Here is a 14,807-nt window from a genome sequence, read left to right as displayed (position 1 = left end):
GGTAGGGTTGTCAATCTCACTTCAGGGAGCAGCCTTCTTAAGAGAAAAATAAGATTTTCGAGGAATCAGGCTTTCAGACTGATCCCCGTTACACAACTTTACATAAAGACGGACTTTCTCAGGAAAGGGTGTCCGTATCAAAGCGATCGGTCAAAAGGCAGCAAACCCTGATTGCTTGGTTATGTCCTGTGGAAAACGCTCCATAATCTGTGGAAAAGGTGTGGATTAAATTTAGTTGTTTTGTGGAAAGCCTGTGGAATCTGTGGGGAAAACTATTTTGAATGATAAGAATTACGAAAATCATCGGAGGTCAGGATTTATGAGATTTGGATCCGGATTTAGGTGATGGATCGTGTAAACTTCTTCCCGGATGCAAGAGGGTCCCGGGGATTGTACTTGTGCTCTACCGCAGTTCCATGGGCCGTAGTATGGTAGAAACAGTCGTTTAAGATAAGAAATTTTGCGTTATGAGACAGCTTCTTCACTATTTGAGAAATCCACAGAAGCTTCTCCAGCATCTTCTGATGGTTGTGCTCATGATTCTGGCCATCCAATTGGTCGCTTCTCCAGCCAGTGCAACAGGGGTTTACGAGGTGCCAGCCCTGGCAGCCGGTGACAAGACCTGGGTTGTTGACCAGGCAGAGATTTTGAGTCGGGTAAGTGAGGGAACCATTAGCAGCACCCTGGAAGAACTGGCCCAAAAAACGGGGAATCAAGTGCGTGTTGTCACGATTCATCGGCTGGATTATGGGGAAACCCCCGAAAGTCTGGCCAACCAGCTTTTTGAAAAGTGGTTTCCCCCAGAAGTTCAGGCGAATCAGACGGTGCTGGTTCTGGATAACGTCACCAACGGAGCCGCCATTTGGGCTGGTGAGAAAGCCAAATCCCTGCTGTCAGATGCAGCAGCTCGCAGCATTGTGGAGGAGACCTTGATGGTCCCAATTCGCAAGGGAAACTACAACCAGGGTCTGATGGATGGGGTCGATCGACTGGCAGCGATTCTCTCTGGGCAACCCGATCCGGGGCCACCGCAGGTGGTGGAGGTGGTTCGCACCGAGGGTACCTTTAAGAAAGCAGATGAAACCAACCGGGGGGGAGCCACAGTGGTGGTGGTGGTGTTGCTACTTGCTGCTACCGTCATTCCGATGGCAACCTACTACTTCTATCAGTACATGCAATCTCAGTAAAGAATGAGGATTAAATAAAGTGGGGGGATTTGGGGGCTTTTGCTGGCGCAACGCTTCGCGAACGCCCCTGCACCCCAATTGCTCATCTGATTTAATTCGTGATCCCCAATGATTTTTTACTGACTGATTGATGTTTTCCTGAAATTACGATATATCTCTCAATAAGACATTTGTGACACCTCCGCTCACCTAATTCGTGAGCGGGGGCTTTTCATTTTTGGAGCTGATTTAATCCAGTAGGGCAATCACCTCTTCTGGACTCAGTAAAGACGGGGTATTCCAGGGCGACCCCCCTACCGATCGCCGTCCCCCCCAGGTGCCAGCCTCCGGGTTTTTGCGTCGTTCGGCCTGGGTCAGGCGATCGAAGGTTCCGGTGGTGTAATCGAGGGTGCGGGACTGGGGATGCAGGGGGAAACAGGCCAGGGTGTACTGGGTTCCTCCCTGGCGGTGATCGCGGATGGTCAGTGTTTCCGGGCGGAAAGGGCGATCGGCCAGGGCCAGGGAAATGGCCCGATAGAAGGACCGGGGGTCCACACTGCGGCCCAACTGTTTCAACTGGCAGATCGCGATCGGTCCCCTGGCCGTTTCGATCTGCTGAATCCGCTGTTCTTGAAGTAGCGATCGGGCGTCTGTCTCAATATTGTCCCAATAGTGATCGGCTTCCCCCTGTTCCCCTGGATAGGGACAGTTCCCTCGAATGGCTTCCAGCAGCCACTCTGTGTCGCGTTGGAAACAGGTGGAACTGTACTGTTCCCACTGTTCCTCGGTCCAAATCTGCCGATCGCGGGGCAGATCCAGGGCAATGGCAGTACTGTCGGCAGAACGCTTCAGGGCCACCACCACCTTGGCAGCAAACTCGGCCCAGGGACTCAGGTGTTCCGGCACCACCAGATGGTCACAATCCCAGGCGATCGCCTGCAGACGGGCGATCACGTCTGGTTGCAGGAGTTGGCGGGGCAACTGGACCCAGGCAGCCGCACAACAGGCATCCGCATCAACCATCGTCGTTACCAGGCAGGGGGGCTCACCACTGGCCTGCTCTTCCAGGAGGGAGTCTCGCTCCGGCAGGGGAATTTCATCGATCTGAATATCGGCTCCCTGGGGACGATGATGGTCCCAGTGCAGATCCTGAGGCCGGGGGGTCCAATCCGGTACCGTGCCATCCACCATAATCAACTGGTGGTCGGTGGGCAGGCGATCGGCGTGGGTCGTGACCAGGTAGCGCATGAAATAAAAGCGAGGGATGTCGCCTATTTTAAGCCACCCTTGCCAGTTTCCAGATTTCCCCTCCGATACTCCTATTGAGCCGGATCGGGCGTATTCACATCTTGGGCCAGCCCCAGGGTTCTCAGGAGCCAGATTGCGCCCCAGGTGATATCCAGTTCCCACCAGCGCAGGCTACATTTGGCCCAGTGGGGATAGGCGTGGTGATTGTTGTGCCAGCCTTCCCCGTAGGTTAGAATGGCGGCCCACCAGAGGTTACGGGAGTTGTCATGGGTCTCAAAGGTGCGGTATCCCCACATGTGAGTGACGGAGTTAATCAGCCAGGTGGTATGCCAGAGAACCACAGCCCGGACAAAGACGCCGTAGATGACAAAGGACCAGCCACCCAGAACGTACAGTAGGACAGCCACTGGAATTTGCAACAGCAGGAAATAACGATCGAGCCACTGATAGAAAGGATCACGGGCCATGTCGGGGGCATAGCGCTGATACTGTCTGGCTTCAAAGAACTCTGGCCGGGGATACAGAATCCAGCCCATGTGACTCCACCAGAACCCTTTCCGGGCGGAGTAGGGATCTTTGTCCTCATCTTCGGTGTAGGCATGGTGGAGGCGATGGCCAGCCACCCAGAAAATCGGTCCTCCCTGGATGGATAGAGCCCCCAGAATGGTGATCAGGTATTCCAACCATTGGGGCACTCGAAAACTGCGATGGCTCAGCAGCCGGTGATACCCCAGGCAAACGCCGATGCTGCCAAACAACCAGTGCAGCAAAAGGGTAACGCCCAGGGCAGACCAGGAAAAGAACCAGGGGGCGAGCAACGCCAGAAGATGAATAGCTCCGAAAAATGTTAGTGCAGGCCAGTTCAGGCGCAGGGGTTGGGGTTGGGGGGTTTCTGGCAATGCTTGTAAGGAATCAGTCATGAATACTCCTCTGAATACGAACCGATTACACGGCTTTGGAAAACTTCTCGACCTGCTGGGTTTTGAGGTAAGTATCAAACGCAGAAGCAATATTGCGAATCAACAACCGGCCAGCGGGTTTGACCTCGATATAATTAGGAGAAATTTCAATCAATCCATCTGCTTCCAGGGCATGGAGTTGGGCCTGTTCCTGGCTGAAGTACTCCTCAAAGTCGAGGTCAAAGTGGAGGTGATACTTCTCTTCGATGTCATCCTTGGAGAGTTGGAACTGGCACATCAATTCCATGATGATGGTGCGACGGACAATGTCATCCCGATGGAGGGCCACACCCCGCTCGATCGGCAACTGACCGTCCTCGATTGCCTGATAGAACGTCTTTAACCGCTTATGGTTCTGGACATACACATCGTGCAGCATGCTGATGGAGGTCATACCAAAGCCCAGCAAGTCTGATTCCGGTTGGGTGGTATAGCCCTGGAAGTTTCGGTGGAGCTGCCCTTCTCGCTGAGCGATCGACAGTTCATCATTGGGTTTGGCAAAGTGATCCATGCCAATGAAGACATAGCCGTGGGAGGTCAATTCCTCGATCGACATTTGCAAAATTTTCAGTTTCTCGGCTGCTGGAGGCAGGGTCTCCTGGGAAATCAGCCGTTGCACAGGCTTCATCCAGGGTACGTAGGCAAAGTTGAACACGGCAATCCGATCGGGATTCAACTGGATGGTTTTTTCCACGGTTTCCCGGAAGGTATCCAGGTTCTGGTAGGGCAGACCATAGATCAGATCGACGTTGATACTTTCAAACCCAGCTTCGCGCATCCATTCCATTGCCTGGAAGAGCATGACCTCTGGTTGAATGCGGTTGACCGCTTCCTGCACCTGGGGATTAAAGTCCTGAATGCCAAAGCTGATGCGGTTAAAGCCCAGATTCTTCAGGAAGAAAATATAGTTGCGATCCAGTGTTCGGGGATTCACCTCGATCGAAATCTCCGCCTGGTCGTTGAAATGGAAATGATGGCTGAGGCAGTTCCAGAGGTCTTCCACCTGATGCAGGGACAGGTAGTTGGGTGTTCCCCCACCCCAGTGGAGTTGGTGCACTCGCCGATTGGCACTCATCAGCTCCGCAATCTGGCCAATATTGCGCTTAAGGTAATTCAGATAAGGTTCAGAAAACTCCTTGCGCTGGGTGATGACCGTATTGCAGCCACAGAAGTAGCAGGGGCTATCGCAAAACGGAATATGGCAGTAGAGCGACAGGGGGATGTTTTTATAATTACCGACTGCGATCGAGGTCCTAAAGTCAATTTCACCGAAATCTTCTTTTAATTGAGTGGCGGGTGGATAGCTAGTGTAGCGGGGAACCGGTTGATCATATTTGGTGAGCAGGTCAGCATCAAATTTGACGGTTTGGGGCAAGACGTGCATAGCTTGAAATCCTTGGCTGATTGATTCGAGGGTGTTCGTGTAAATAGTATTTGCGGCTGTGAGGGGCTCAGCGCTGTTGAATTGAGGAGCATGGTGGGGTGAAGATTTGCAGGCCGGATGAAGGTTAACGGAACCCAACACAGCCTGATGCAATGTTGGGTTTCGCTGCGCTCCACCTAACCTACAAAACTGGGGTGTTTGTGCAAATTGCCTTAGATGCTGTACTCCGGCTCTGGAACACCAGGACGACCATGGGGGGGTTCGGTGCTGCCAGGTTTGTTCTGCCGGGTGATCAGGTCAAACACATGCTCCCCGATCACGGCTTTGACATCTTCCTCCAGTTCATGCACCACATCCCGATTCAGGGTGAAAGCCTGATTCGCCTCCTCTACAATGGCTTGAATCGTGCTTTCCTCTAAAACTAGGGAGTCCAGTGCCTGACGATATTTTTCTTTGAAACTGCGGCGAGCTTCTGGACCCGCAATCTGCTCAAACTCATAGAAAGCCGTTCCTTCAGTGGCGGGCAAATCCAGCGCTGAGCGGACAATGTTCTTCAGGGCCTGTCCCCCCGACAAATCTCCCATGTAGCGGGTGTAGGCATGGGCAATCAGGAGGACCGGATTGGTGCTGGACAGGGTGCGAATGCGATCGACATACACCTGACCTGCGGGAGACAGGACAATTTGTGCCTTCCAGTCCTCGCCATAGTAAAAAGCCAGGTCGCGCTCCAGATTTGCTTTACGATTTAATTCTGGGAAGTATAACTGACCCACGATCGCATGCTCCTGATGGCGTTTAAATTCCTCTTCCAGGGCGCTATATACAAAATACAGATCGGCAAGCAGTTTACGAAAAGGAACCCGCTCCACAATACCCTTGAGAAAGCATTTCATAAAGGCCGTATTTTCGGCGGCTGTGTGGGAATGGGCGGTGCCTTCTCGCAGGCGGTTGGCTAAGAGACTGCTCATAGGAATAGCCTTGAATCAGAGTGAAGGTGTTCGACTTAATCACTGTATAGTTATTAAGCGACTCGACAATGGGGCAGTTTCAAAACTTAATAGTGAGTCAAAGGAATGTAAATCTTCTGGTTTCAGGACTGGTCAAAGCTTCTGATTTGACATAACTTTATAGCTAACTGGTTATTAAGCTAATTATTTGGAGTACTCATGGTTAACGCGCTGCCCAAAACTGCCGTAAAAGAACCAAAGCCCGGTATTAAGGCTCCTGCCCAAGAGACGGTTTTAACGCCCCGGTTCTACACGACAGACTTTGAAGCTACTGCCAACCTGGATCTCTCAGCTCAGGACAAGGAATTGAAGGCTATGCTGGCAGAAATGCAGGCCGACTATAACCGGCATCACTTTGTGCGGGATGAGTCCTTCCAGCAGTCCTGGGAGCATATTGATGGAGAAGGTCGCCGCGCTTTCATTGAGTATCTAGAACGCTCCTGTATTTCAGAATTCTCTGGGTTCTTACTGTTCAAAGAGTTGTCTCGGAAGCTGAAAGGGCGCAGTCCCCTTCTGGCGGAGATCTTTCATCTGATGGCTCGGGATGAAGCTCGCCACGCCGGATTCCTAAACAAGTGCATGGGCGACTTTGGGGTGTCTCTGGACCTGGCCGATGTGACCAAAAACCGGAGTTACACTTTCTTCCCGATCGAGTGGGTACTTTATACTGTTTATCTATCCGAAAAAATTGGCTACTGGCGGTACATTCTGATCTATCGCCATTTGCAAAAGCATCCAGAGAACCAGTTCTATCCCCTCTTCCGGTATTTCGAGAGCTGGTGTCAGGACGAAAACCGTCATGGGGATATCTTCAAGGCTCTGATCCGCTCCCAACCGCAACTCTGGAATAACTGGAAAGCCCGTCTCTGGAGCCGGTTCTTCCTCCTAACCGTGTTTGTGACCCACAGTTTGACAGTGCATGAACGGGCCAGTTTCTATGACCAACTGGGGTTGGATGCCACCGAATTTGATGCCGCTGTTGTTCGCAATACGAATGAAACCTCTGCTCGGGCCTTTCCCAGCATTCTGAATACGGACCATCCAGACTTCTTCCCGTTGCTGCGTCAATGTGCAGACAACAACCTGAAGCTGTCTGAAATCGAAAGCACCTCCCAGCCGCAACCGATCAAGTGGCTCCGTAAGTTGCCCCTGATTGCAGGTATTGGCTGGAATTTTCTCCGGTTGTTCCTGTTGCCGTCGATCGATGCTGAAGCCCTGCGGGGAACCGTGCGATAAATTAATTTGACGCCTGGTTGCCTGCGGTAGTAGAAACGTTGCAGGCAATCAGGCGTGAATCGTGCCATCGGGCATGATCGCCCCCTGCAGATTAGTACCAGTCAGCAGGGTGCCGCTCAGGTCTGCGCCCCGCAGATTGGCCTTGTGTAAGATGGCTCCGCTCAAATCCGCATAGCTCAGGTCTGCCCCCTGAAGGCTGGCAGCAGTCAGGTCAGCAATCAGATCGGCCAGTTGTAACCGCTGACTCAGGTTGGCCCGACATAACTTGGCTCCATCCAGGTTGGCATGGTGCAATAAAACGCCCCCCAAGTCGGCATAACTCAAATCGGCCCCACTCAGGTCGGCGTAGCTCAAATCGGTGCGCTGATCCAGGCTGGGCCGCAGATCCGCTTCATACAGAATGACATGGGCGAGTTTGGCCTGACTTAAAATTGCGCCACACAAACTGGCTTTCATCAAATTGGCTTCATCCAGATGGGCCTGAATTAACCGGGCTCCCGTCAAATCTGCTTCTCTCAGGTTGGCCCGATACAGATCGGCTTCACTCAGATCGGTACCCCAGAGGATGGCTTCGCTCAAGTTCGCTTCCCGGAGGCTGGCCTGACTGAAGTTCGTTTTGCCCATGCGGGATTGACGCAGATCGGCAAAACTTAAATCTGCACCTCCCAAATTGGCATTCATCAGCTCAACTTCTTGCAGATGCACCCGCTGAAAGCTTCGCTCCCCGGTGGCATAGCGTTTCAGAATATCCTGTACAGACATAGGGACTCAATAAGGATGGCGTTATTCTATCGTCCATTGCACCGCAGATATAATAGCAATTACAGGATTCTGCCCATCACCAGATTTTTCTTTGGAGGTGGCAATGACCTTAATACCATTGCCTGAGACAATTCCCCCCCTGGCTGATGCCGATCAGGCGTCTGGGAAAGAGGTTGCTGAAGCCATTCGGGTTCGAGGGACTGTGCAAGGGGTGGGCTTTCGTCCTACGGTGTATCGGTTGGCCAAAGCCTGCCACCTGCGGGGTGAGGTCTGCAACGATGGTCAGGGGGTGCTGATTCAGGTGGCGGGCCGTCCAGACGCCTTGGAGAGGTTCATTCACCAGATCCGGGCAGAATGTCCCCCCCTGGCAAAGATTGAGGCGATCGATCGCACCCTCCTGACCGAACCTCTACCGCACCGGGATTTCACCATCACCCAGAGTCACAGCACAGCCATCCACACCGGCATCACCCCCGACGCGGCCACCTGTCCCCAATGCAGAGCCGAGATCTTCGACCCCCTCAGCCGCTGGTATCGCTATCCCTTCACTAATTGCACCCACTGCGGTCCCCGGCTGAGCATTGTCCGGGCGATTCCTTACGATCGTCGCCACACCAGCATGGCCGGATTTCCCCTCTGCCCGGACTGTGACCGGGAATACGGGGATGTGGACAATCGCCGCTTCCATGCCCAGCCGATCGCCTGTCCTGTCTGTGGCCCCAGGGCCTGGTTGGAGCGATCGGATGGTCGCCCGATGACCGCCTCCATGGCTTCCATGCTGGATGAGGTGGATGCGGTCTGTACCCTGCTCCAGAAGGGTGAAATTGTTGCCATTAAAGGCATGGGGGGCTTTCATCTGGCCTGTGATGCCACGAATGCAGCAGCAGTACAGAACTTACGCGATCGCAAACATCGAGATCACAAGCCCTTTGCCCTGATGGCCCGAGATCTGGCGGTGATTGAGCAGTACTGCTTGATCTCGTCTCTGGAAAGAACCCTGTTGGAGAGTCCAGCGGCTCCCATCGTCCTGCTGCCGCAACGTTCAGATCCCAACCCGGGGGCTACCCCGATTGCACTGGAGGTAGCCCCTGGCGTCAACACCCTGGGCTTCATGCTGCCCTACACACCCCTACACCACCTGATCCTGTCCCGGATGAACCGCCCGATCGTCCTCACCAGCGGCAATCTGGCCAATGATCCCCAGTGCATTGAGAATGACGAGGCCCGGACCAAGCTGGGGGCCATTGCCGATTACTTTTTGCTTCACGATCGCCCGATCGTCAATCGGGTGGATGATTCGGTGGTGCGAGTGGTGGCCGATCGGGTGCAGGTACTCCGACGGGCACGCGGCTATGCCCCGGCTCCCATTCAGCTTCCAGCAGGCTTTGAGCAGGCTCCAGCGATTCTGGCCATGGGGAGTGAGTTGAAAAACACCTTTGCTTTGCTGCACTATGGGCAGGCGATTCTGTCCCAGCATCTAGGGGATCTGGAGCAGGCCACTGCCTTTACCGCTTATCAGCAGACCCTGAATCTGTATTTGCAGTTGTTTGAGCATCACCCAACGGCGATCGCCGTGGATTTGCATCCGGACTATCTTTCCAGCAAGCTGGGGCAGGATCTGGCGATCGCCAATGGCCTTTCCCTGCACGCGATTCAGCATCATCATGCCCATGTGGCCGCCTGCATGGCCGAAAATCAACTACCTCTGAATACGGCTCCTGTGCTGGGCATTGCCCTGGATGGGCTGGGCTATGGTGAGGATGGCACAATCTGGGGTGGGGAATTTTTGCTGGCGGATTACCGCCGATTCCAGCGACTGGGCTGTTTCAAACCTGTCGCCATGCTGGGGGGTGCCTTGGCGATCGCACAGCCCTGGCGCAATACCTATGCCCATCTCCTGGCCGCATTCCCCTGGGACGATCTGCAATCCGCCTATGGGGCCTTGGAACTCGTTGCTTTTCTGGAACAGCAACCCCGATCGCTGCTGCATCAGATGCTGGCCCAGGGGATCAACGCCCCCTTGGCCTCCTCCTGCGGTCGTCTGTTTGATGCTGTGGCGGCAGCTCTGGGCCTCTGTCGGGTGGCCAGTTACGAGGGCCAGGGCGCGATCGCCTTAGAGAGCCTTGCTGTAGAATGGCTGGCATCCGGACAGGCCACCCCATGGCCTTATCCCTTTACGATTATGGATCAGTCCGCTCTGAAGATTCTGGAACCCCATCCCATGTGGCAGGCTTTGCTGACGGATTTGCAGCAAGGGATGGAACCAGGGAAGATCGCGGCTCGGTTCCATCTGGGCTTGGGGATTGCGATCGCTCAGATGGTCACTACCCTGCGCCAGCAGCAGGAATTTATCCAGGTGGCCCTGACGGGTGGGGTATTTCAGAATCGGCTGTTACTGCAACAGGTCAGCCAGCACCTGACTGCTGCCGGATTCATCGTCTTGACCCACAGCCAGGTTCCTCCCAATGATGGGGGGCTGGCCCTGGGCCAAGTCGCGATCGCGGCGGCCCGCTCCCTCTCAGAGGGATAACCCTTCCCGTTCCAGATTTATCGTCTATCATCCAACCCTATGTGTTTAGGAATTCCCGGCCAAATTGTCGAAATCGTTGATGTCACCCAAAAGCTGGCTACTGTCGATGTAGGCGGAGTAAAACGGCAGGTCAACATTGCCTGTATTGTGGATGAGAGCCATCCTGTGGCAGCCTGCGTCGGCGATTGGGTGCTGGTGCATGTGGGCTTTGCCCTCAACCGCATTGATGCCGCCGAAGCCGCAGAAACCCTGGCGTTATTGCAACAGATTGCCGAAGCCCAGGGCATCCCCAGTTGATTCGCTATTCTTAATGTTGACTTCTCCTTAAATCCCCTCCCAGGAGGGGTGGCCCGCAGGGCCGGGGTGGGTCCAGGAACTGGAACGGAAGCGTTTAACCCACTCCTACCCCTCCTGGGAGGGGATTTCAAAGTCACGTATCCTCTGGAGAACACCGATGAAATATGTAGATGAATTTCGGGACCCGCAGAAAGCGCAGGCGCTGCTCCAGGAGATTGCCCAACTCAGCGCCCAGATTCATGTCGATCGACAGCGCCCCCTCAAGATTATGGAAATCTGCGGGGGCCACACCCATTCCATCTTCAAGTATGGCCTGGAAGCATTGCTGCCAGAGACGATCGAACTGGTGCATGGTCCCGGTTGTCCCGTTTGCATCATGCCCAAAGGCCGCTTAGATGACGCGATCGCCCTGGCCCTAAATCCGGAGATTATCTTCGCCACCTTTGGGGATGTGCTGCGGGTTCCCGGCTCCCAGCAAAGCCTTCTGCAGGCCAGAGCCAACGGGGCCGACATTCGCATGGTCTATTCTCCCCTGGATGCCCTGTCCATGGCCCGCGACAATCCTGATCGGGAGGTCGTGTTCTTTGCGATCGGGTTTGAAACCACAGCTCCCAGTACTGCTTTAACGGTGTTGCAGGCCGCAGCGGAGGGCCTGCCTAACTTCAGTCTGTTCTGCAACCATGTGCGGGTGATTCCAGCGATGGAAGCCCTGCTGGATAACCCTGATTTGCAACTGGATGGCTTCATTGGTCCCGGCCATGTCAGCATGGTGATTGGCAGTCAGCCCTATCAGGTGATCGCCGATCGCTACCACAAACCCCTGGTGGTGTCTGGCTTTGAGCCGCTGGATATTTTGCAGTCGATCTGGATGGTGTTGCGCCAATTTGCGACGGGCCGCTGCGAAGTAGAGAACCAGTACAGTCGCCTGGTGCAGCCGGAGGGTAATACGGTAGCCCTGAATGCCATGGCCCAGGTGTTTGAGGTGCGGGATCAGTTTGAATGGCGGGGATTGGGCTACCTGTCCCAATCAGGGTTGCAGATGCGCTCTGACTATGCGGCCTTCGATGCGGAGGTGAAGTTCACAGTGCCGGGTCGATCGGTGGCAGACCACAAAGCCTGTCAATGTGGCGAAATTCTTAAGGGAGTCCTGAAGCCCTGGCAATGCAAGGTGTTTGGTACAGCCTGCACCCCAGACCATCCGATCGGCTCCTGCATGGTGTCCTCAGAAGGAGCCTGCGCCGCTTATTACAAGTATGGCCGCTTCTCGCAAGCGGGGGCTCAATTCCAGAAAACCCCCGTTCCCGGTTGAATCTGGCCCTCACAGATTCCTCACGGTCTGCTGCCTATAATGACCCTATGACGATCCCCTTTCCCTCGAACCCCTCTTCCCATCCCCTGTTCCAGGCTCTGGATCAGAGCCAGCATCGGCGTGGTCGAGTGGGGGAGGATATGATCACCCTTTCCCACGGGAGTGGGGGCAGGGCCATGCGGGATCTGATCGATGACATCTTTGTTGGCAGCTTCGATAATCCCATCCTGGCCCAACTGGAAGATCAGGCCCGTCTGGATCTGTCAGTTCTGCTGCCACTGGGCGATCGGCTGGCCCTGACCACCGATTCCTACGTTGTGGATCCCCTCTTCTTTCCGGGGGGCGACATTGGGGTGCTGGCCATCAACGGAACGGTGAATGACCTAGCCGTGAGTGGGGCCAAGCCCCTGTACCTGACCTGTAGCGTCATCCTGGAGGAGGGATTGTCCGTTGCGACCCTGCGTCGGGTGGTAACCAGTATGAAGGCGGCGGCGATCGCTGCCGGGGTGCAAATCGTCACCGGGGATACGAAGGTGGTGCCCAGAGGTGCTGCCGACAAGTTGTTTATCAACACCGCTGGGGTGGGGGTGATTCGATCGGGGGTGTCCTGCTCAGCCCACCATCTCCAGCCGGGGGATGCCATCCTGATTAACGGGGAACTGGGCAACCATGGGGCTGCTATTCTGGCGGCCAGGGGAGAACTGGCCCTCGAAACCGAAATCCTCAGCGACTGTCAACCGCTGCATGATCTGGTCGATCAGATTCTGGCGGTTTGTCCCCAGGTGCGGGCCATGCGGGATGCCACTCGCGGCGGATTGGCCACAGTTCTGAATGAATTCGCCCAGAGTTCGCAGGTGGGGATTCGCCTGGAGGAACGATCGCTGCCCGTGCGGGAGGCGGTGCGGGGCATGTGTGAGCTGCTGGGCCTGGACCCCATCTACCTAGCGAATGAGGGCAAACTGGTGGTGGTGGTGCCTTCCGACCAGGCAGAGGCTGTTCTGGCGGCGATGCAGGCCCATCCCGCCGGACGAGAAGCCCGCTTGATTGGGGAAGTAGTGGCGGCCCCTGCCGGAGTGGTGACGATGCAGACCACCTTCGGAGCGGGACGAATTGTGGATATGTTGGTTGGAGAGCAATTGCCACGCATTTGTTAGGAATCACACTATGCATGAACTGGGGATTACGCAAAATATTGTGGCGATCGCTGCCGAATACGCCGCCGGGGCCAAAGTGCGGCGTGTCACCCTGGAAATTGGCCAGCTCTCGGCAATTCTGCCCGATGCGATTCGGTTTTGTTTTGAGGTCTGCTGCCAGGGCACGCTGTTAGAAGGGGCAGAGTTGGAGATTATCGAAATTCCTGGTATGGGGCGCTGTCGCCACTGTGGCTCTACCGTACACCTCGACCAACCCTTTGGTGTTTGTGATTGTGGGAGTACCGATCTGACCCTGACTCAAGGCCAGGAACTGAAATTGAAAGAACTGGAGACAGAGGAATTATGTGTGTAACCTGTGGTTGTTCGGATGATGCTCACGTCACGATCGCCCATCTTCAACCCGAAACCGGAGAACCGGCATCATCAGCGGCAGCAACTCACACCCATGTGCTGGCCGATGGCACGATCGTCACCCATACCCACAGTCATGACCCCCATCCTGCCGATCGTGGATCTGCTTCAGAGCCTGCCCATCTGCATGCCCAGATTCACCGCACCACCCTGACCGTTGAACAGAATCTGCTGGCCAAAAATGATCTGATTGCTGCTGAGAATCGCGGTTGGTTGAAGGGACGAAACACGCTGGCCCTGAATCTTGTCAGTTCTCCCGGCTCCGGCAAAACCACCTTACTGACTCGCACCATCCAGGATTTGCAGACCGAAATTCCAATCGCTGTGATTGAGGGTGATCAGGAAACCCTGAATGATGCTCGCCGGATTCAAGCCACTGGTTGTCCCGTGGTGCAAATTAATACGGGCACAGGTTGCCATCTGGAAGCAGCCATGGTGCAGCGGGGATTGCAGGAACTGAATCCACCTTTGCACGCGATCGTGCTCATTGAGAACGTAGGAAATCTGGTGTGTCCAGCCCTGTTTGATCTGGGCGAACAGGCCAAAGTAGTGATTTTATCGGTGACAGAAGGGGAAGATAAACCGATCAAATATCCCCACATGTTTCGAGCCAGTGATGTGATGGTTCTGACCAAGACGGATTTACTACCCTATGTGCCATTTGAGGTCGATCGTTGTTTGGACTATGCCCGTCAGGTGAATCCCCAGATGCAGATTTTTCAGGTGTCCGCGATCGCAGGCACGGGCCTGGATGCCTGGTACGATTGGCTGCGCCAGACCTGGCAGAGGCTCAAAACAGCCTAGGGGATTGCTTTTCCCCGTCCGCCCAAAGGGGGACAAGTGTCAGAATATGGGATTACTTCTGTCTCCTGAATTCTGACTCCCCAACGACTGAATTATCCAACTTTCAGGGCATTGCTCAATACTCTATTGCATGGCTCTGCATTACGTCTGCAGTGGTATCCGGTGTTAATTGCAGGCTCTGCAGAAGGAGAGGACAGCGATCGCTTTTGATTGCATCAAGTGTATATTCGAATGTTCTCTATGCTTAAAGCACCGTCCATAGAGTGTATTCGAATGCATCACTTGCACATGTGAATGTTCCCTATGCTTGAAGCATTGTCCACAGAGCGGATTCGAATGGTTGGCTTTGCGATTGAATTGCAGGGGCAGCCCATGCGATCGCAACGAGTCATGCCACTCCATCCAAAGGACTCCGGACTCCCCGACCGCCGCGATTCAGCACATGGGTATAAATCATCGTTGTTTTTACATCCTTGTGTCCAAGCAGTTCTTGAATCGTGCGGATGTCGTAGCCGCTTTCTAACAAATGAGTGGCAAAAC

General features: G+C 54.6%; 14 protein-coding genes. 8 read left to right on the top strand and 6 right to left on the bottom strand.

What is annotated here, in order from left to right; translation table 11 throughout:
- Positions 1 to 524: 524 nt before the first annotated feature.
- Positions 525 to 1,187, top strand: coding sequence for a TPM domain-containing protein (locus BST81_RS18055; RefSeq protein ID WP_253188363.1), 663 nt, complete (start codon positions 525 to 527; stop codon positions 1,185 to 1,187).
- 228 nt (positions 1,188 to 1,415) lie between these two features.
- Here the strand turns inward: BST81_RS18055 and BST81_RS18050 are convergent, their stop codons facing one another.
- From BST81_RS18050 to BST81_RS18035, 4 genes are all read right to left on the bottom strand, one after another.
- Entirely contained in the window at positions 1,416 to 2,414 is a 999-nt protein-coding gene (locus BST81_RS18050) for a hypothetical protein (RefSeq protein WP_075599906.1), read from the bottom strand.
- Positions 2,415 to 2,485: 71 nt separating this feature from the next.
- The gene (locus tag BST81_RS18045; RefSeq protein ID WP_075599905.1) at positions 2,486 to 3,334 is read right to left on the bottom strand and encodes a fatty acid desaturase; all 849 of its coding nucleotides are present in this window, start codon (positions 3,332 to 3,334) and stop codon (positions 2,486 to 2,488) included.
- A gap of 25 nt (positions 3,335 to 3,359) precedes the next feature.
- Positions 3,360 to 4,757 carry an oxygen-independent coproporphyrinogen III oxidase gene (gene hemN / locus BST81_RS18040; RefSeq protein WP_075600041.1) on the bottom strand — a complete coding sequence of 466 codons (1,398 nt, stop codon included), beginning with the start codon at positions 4,755 to 4,757 and terminating at the stop codon, positions 3,360 to 3,362.
- Positions 4,758 to 4,969: 212 nt separating this feature from the next.
- Positions 4,970 to 5,725: a heme oxygenase (biliverdin-producing) gene (locus BST81_RS18035; protein WP_075599904.1), complete on the bottom strand. Its 756-nt coding sequence runs from the start codon at positions 5,723 to 5,725 to the stop codon at positions 4,970 to 4,972.
- Between the two features lie 198 nt (positions 5,726 to 5,923).
- Here BST81_RS18035 and acsF point away from each other — a divergent pair, with 198 nt between their 5' ends.
- Complete coding sequence (gene acsF, locus BST81_RS18030) at positions 5,924 to 7,000, top strand: magnesium-protoporphyrin IX monomethyl ester (oxidative) cyclase (RefSeq protein WP_075599903.1); 1,077 nt, start codon at positions 5,924 to 5,926, stop codon at positions 6,998 to 7,000.
- 48 nt (positions 7,001 to 7,048) lie between these two features.
- Here the strand turns inward: acsF and BST81_RS29155 are convergent, their stop codons facing one another.
- Positions 7,049 to 7,762, bottom strand: coding sequence for a pentapeptide repeat-containing protein (locus tag BST81_RS29155; protein ID WP_075599902.1), 714 nt, complete (start codon positions 7,760 to 7,762; stop codon positions 7,049 to 7,051).
- Between the two features lie 103 nt (positions 7,763 to 7,865).
- Here BST81_RS29155 and hypF point away from each other — a divergent pair, with 103 nt between their 5' ends.
- From hypF to hypB, 6 genes are all read left to right on the top strand, one after another.
- The gene (gene hypF, locus BST81_RS18020) at positions 7,866 to 10,292 is read left to right on the top strand and encodes a carbamoyltransferase HypF (RefSeq protein WP_083636936.1); all 2,427 of its coding nucleotides are present in this window, start codon (positions 7,866 to 7,868) and stop codon (positions 10,290 to 10,292) included.
- A 39-nt stretch (positions 10,293 to 10,331) separates the two neighbouring features.
- Positions 10,332 to 10,589, top strand: coding sequence for a HypC/HybG/HupF family hydrogenase formation chaperone (locus BST81_RS18015; protein WP_075599901.1), 258 nt, complete (start codon positions 10,332 to 10,334; stop codon positions 10,587 to 10,589).
- Between the two features lie 157 nt (positions 10,590 to 10,746).
- A complete protein-coding gene (gene hypD, locus BST81_RS18010; protein ID WP_075599900.1) occupies positions 10,747 to 11,898 on the top strand; it encodes a hydrogenase formation protein HypD in 1,152 nt (383 codons plus the stop codon).
- A gap of 47 nt (positions 11,899 to 11,945) precedes the next feature.
- The gene (gene hypE, locus BST81_RS18005) at positions 11,946 to 13,052 is read left to right on the top strand and encodes a hydrogenase expression/formation protein HypE (RefSeq protein ID WP_075600039.1); all 1,107 of its coding nucleotides are present in this window, start codon (positions 11,946 to 11,948) and stop codon (positions 13,050 to 13,052) included.
- 10 nt (positions 13,053 to 13,062) lie between these two features.
- Entirely contained in the window at positions 13,063 to 13,404 is a 342-nt protein-coding gene (gene hypA / locus BST81_RS18000) for a hydrogenase maturation nickel metallochaperone HypA (RefSeq protein WP_075599899.1), read from the top strand.
- A complete protein-coding gene (gene hypB / locus BST81_RS17995; protein ID WP_075599898.1) occupies positions 13,395 to 14,267 on the top strand; it encodes a hydrogenase nickel incorporation protein HypB in 873 nt (290 codons plus the stop codon). Before hypA ends, hypB begins: the two co-directional genes overlap by 10 nt.
- A 388-nt stretch (positions 14,268 to 14,655) precedes the next feature.
- On the opposite strand, the gene BST81_RS17990 is transcribed toward hypB, so the two are convergent.
- A partial coding sequence (locus BST81_RS17990) for a tyrosine-type recombinase/integrase (RefSeq protein WP_171974794.1) occupies positions 14,656 to 14,807 on the bottom strand: 152 nt, incomplete at its 5' end.

It is taken from the genome of Leptolyngbya sp. 'hensonii', assembly GCF_001939115.1.
Lineage (GTDB): Bacteria > Cyanobacteriota > Cyanobacteriia.
The sequence above is the reverse complement of the archived record's forward strand: the minus strand, read 5'-3'. Positions and strand labels throughout refer to the sequence as shown.